The sequence below is a fragment of the Pseudomonadota bacterium genome (genome assembly GCA_026388215.1).
Taxonomy (GTDB): domain Bacteria; phylum Desulfobacterota; class Syntrophorhabdia; order Syntrophorhabdales; family Syntrophorhabdaceae; genus JAPLKF01.
On record JAPLKF010000288.1, the window covers coordinates 1 to 3244 of the forward strand.

4 protein-coding genes and 1 pseudogene are annotated in these 3244 nt (G+C 39.1%); all 5 read right to left on the bottom strand.

Annotation, left to right across the window (positions count from 1 at the left end):
• Positions 1–536 (bottom strand): NAD-dependent epimerase/dehydratase family protein (locus NTU69_13025; GenBank protein MCX5804427.1); only part of this gene is annotated, 536 nt, incomplete at its 3' end.
• 38 nt (positions 537–574) lie between these two features.
• Positions 575–931: a four helix bundle protein gene (locus NTU69_13030; protein MCX5804428.1), complete on the bottom strand. Its 357-nt coding sequence runs from the start codon at positions 929–931 to the stop codon at positions 575–577.
• Between the two features lie 94 nt (positions 932–1025).
• Entirely contained in the window at positions 1026–2255 is a 1230-nt protein-coding gene (gmd, locus tag NTU69_13035) for a GDP-mannose 4,6-dehydratase (protein MCX5804429.1), read from the bottom strand.
• A 38-nt stretch (positions 2256–2293) separates the two neighbouring features.
• Positions 2294–2605: a MarR family EPS-associated transcriptional regulator gene (locus NTU69_13040; GenBank protein ID MCX5804430.1), complete on the bottom strand. Its 312-nt coding sequence runs from the start codon at positions 2603–2605 to the stop codon at positions 2294–2296.
• A gap of 114 nt (positions 2606–2719) precedes the next feature.
• Positions 2720–3098: pseudogene (locus tag NTU69_13045) on the bottom strand (four helix bundle protein).
• Between the last annotated feature and the right edge of the window lie 146 nt (positions 3099–3244).

Genomic DNA, 3244 nt, shown 5'->3' on the forward strand with positions numbered 1-3244 from the left:
TCACCAGGGCCATATAAATTGACGGGGAGAAGAAAAATAGAATTAAACCCGTATTGTTGGCGGTATGCCTGAGACTGGACGAGCATCATTTTCTTTGCAAGACCATAGGGGGCGTTTGTTTCTTCGGGATAGCCGTTCCACAAATCTTCTTCTTTGAATGGCACAGGAGTAAATTTCGGGTAGGCACAGATAGTGCCAAGGGTAACAAGTTTTTCAATCTTTCGCAAGTAACCCTCGTGGATCAATTGAATACCCATCATGGCGTTTTCATAAAAGAGAGAAGCGGGGTTTTCTTGATTAAAACCAATACCACCGACTTTTGCAGCAAGGTGGATTACGATGTCAGGTTTTTGCTCTTCGTACATACGGCGGATATCGTTAATATCGATGAGGTTGTATTCAGGCAGGTCGGCTATCTGGATGTGTTGGTAATCTCGTTCACGGAGTTTACGGATGAGATGTTGCCCTAAAAACCCCTTTCCTCCAGTGATGGTAATTCGTAATTCGTAATTCGTGATTCGTGATTGGGAAATCATAATTCGTTATTCAAAGGCCGTGATTCGTGATTGGGAAATCATGTGGTTTTTCTTTTAAGGTGGCTAATAAGGCCGTTTAGCATCTTTTTCACAGATTCAATCTGGCTAAGATAATTGTCAAAGTTATTGAGATAACCTAAATTTTGAGAAATAATAATTTGCGTCTCTAATTCTGATGCCGATCCTAAAGAAATGTAAAGAAATTGTATAAATTCTTTTCCCGAATTCCTGCTTGCCCCTTCAGCTATGTTTGATGGAATAGAAACTGCAGCTCTTCTCATATGAGTGGTTAAACCATAAATCTCATCTTTTGGAAAATCCTTTGTAAGTTTATAAATATCTGTAACCAGACTTATACTTTTATTCCAAACATCTAAGTCTTTATGATTATTCATTTTATTATTCTTATCCATTCACTATTCACGAATTACGGCATTTTTTCTTTTTTTCACTATTCACGAATTACGAATTACGATTCACGGCCTTTAGCTATTTTTCTCGAATATGCTCGTTGGTAGCAAAGGTGTGGGTGGTGTAATTGAAGCATTTTTCACTGCAAATTCGTATACCTTCCCCTGGTGGTTCGAGGCCAACGAGTTTCAGGTCGTAGTCGACCATAATTTTTACAAGTTCTTCAAAGGTAGTCCGTGGCTCCCAGCCCAATTTTTGCCTCGCTTTTGTGATGTCTGCCTGGAGATAATCAACTTCTGTAGGACGGAAGTAGCGAGGATCGATTTCCACCAGGACGGAGCCTGGTGTAAGGTTCAACGTTCGGGGTTCAACGTTCGAGGTTTTTTGCTGCTCGTTTTTATCTAACTTTGAACTTAGAACATTGAACATTGAACTAACATTATTTGAGATGGATTTTATGATGCCACGTTCAGAGGTGCCAGAACCAGTCCATTCGAGTTCAATACCGGCATAGACAAAAGCCTTTTCTAAAAACTCCCGGACAGCATAGCTTTCTCCAGTTCCAATAACATAGTCGTCAGGTTTATCTTGCTGGAGCACAAGCCACATTGCCTCGACATATTCCGGTGCAAAACCCCAATCCCTTTTTGCATTGATATTACCAAGATAAAGTTTCTTCTGATTGCCTTTCAGAATCTTTGCAATGGCTCGGGTTATTTTCCTGGTAACAAATGTCTCGCCTCTTCTCGGTGACTCATGATTAAAAAGTATGCCGTTACATGCAAATAGATTGTATCCTTCTCTATAGTTCACCGCCATCCAGAAAGCATAAACTTTAGCCGCTGCATATGGGCTTCTTGGATAAAAGGGGGTCATCTCATTCTGGGGGGGAGGGGCGACACCAAACATTTCAGAAGAAGAAGCCTGGTAGAATTTTGTTTTTATTCCGCTTTTTCTTATTGCTTCAAGTATCCTGATCGTTCCGAGGGCTGTTATATCTCCGGTATACTCAGGTATGTCGAAACTTACCCTAACGTGACTTTGGGCACCAAGGTGATAAATTTCATCAGGTTTTACGTTAAAGATTAGGTTTGCAAGCTGGCCTGAATCTGACAGGTCACCATAATACAGGTGTAATTTTACACCAGCGGTATGAGGGTCTGCATATATATGGTCTATCCTTCCTGTATTAAACGTGCTCGCTCTTCGTATTAAACCATGGACCTCATAACCTTTTGAGATTAAAAACTCAGCCAGATATGATCCATCTTGACCAGTAATACCTGTTATTAATGCACGCTTTGACATATTAACACCTATTTATTGTTTTGTTTTTTTCTACTTCCCTACACATGCTCTCTCTTCAATTCATCTATTTCTTTTTTCAGCTTCCCGTATTCCTCAATCTTCTTCTGTAAAAAAATTTGTGTTTGTTTAATCCTCGCGTTAATTCCGTCCGGGGTCAGGACATAAATGTACGCAACTTTATTCTTTGAATTTTTAAACCGCTGAGTTTTGACGTATCCTTTTTTGATAAGCTCCCTGACAATATAATTTATACTCCCAAGGCTTAAACCAATTCTTTTTGAAAGGTCTCTTTGAGAGACAGTGCCTTCCATAGAAAGCTCTTTGAGGGTTTTAAACTGCCTTTCATCCATGGGTTATATAGCGAAGAGCAAAGAGCGTGGAGCAGAGAACATAAGCTGAGAGCTGAGGGCGGAGAACTAAGAGCTGAGAGCGAGGAGCGGAGAGGGAAAAGATAAGAAACAGGATCATTGCTTTACTCTTAGCTCTTTGCTGTTGTTAAAGGAACGAGAAAAGGAGGTAATCATTCTACATAGTTCATCAAGGTCTTTTACAATTTCATCTTTCATATTTTCAGAAATTAGCTTATCTTTTGCAAAAATCAAAACCATACTCGTATTTTCAAAAGTGGATCTTCTCGCAATATTAAGAAATTGTATAATTCTTTGAAGTTGATCCACTTCCTTCTGCGATGTTGTTTGGCATAGATATACCTGCACCTCTAAGCTGATCAGCAAAGCGGTACAACCTTTTTTCTTCTAAAATATCTGCTAAACGGAATAGTTTTCGTGCCACTTCAACGGCTCGTTGCCAAATTTTCAAATTCTCAAAACGAAATTTTATCATTTTTTAAACTCTTATCTCTTAGCTCATTACTCTAAGCTGAATTAAAAAAGGCTACCGCCAGGGTACGGTTTGTACCATAGCAATATTACAAAGATTTTGAATATGTTCATACACTGAACACATAAATTTTACAGGAAAAAACTAAT

Bases quoted from the DNA above. Each gene is read 5' to 3' on its own strand.
- NTU69_13030 (MCX5804428.1), bottom strand. From the start codon at position 931: ATGAATAATCATAAAGACTTAGATGTTTGGAATAAAAGTATAAGTCTG.
- gmd (MCX5804429.1), bottom strand. From the start codon at position 2,255: ATGTCAAAGCGTGCATTAATAACAGGTATTACTGGTCAAGATGGATCA.
- NTU69_13040 (MCX5804430.1), bottom strand. From the start codon at position 2,605: ATGGATGAAAGGCAGTTTAAAACCCTCAAAGAGCTTTCTATGGAAGGC.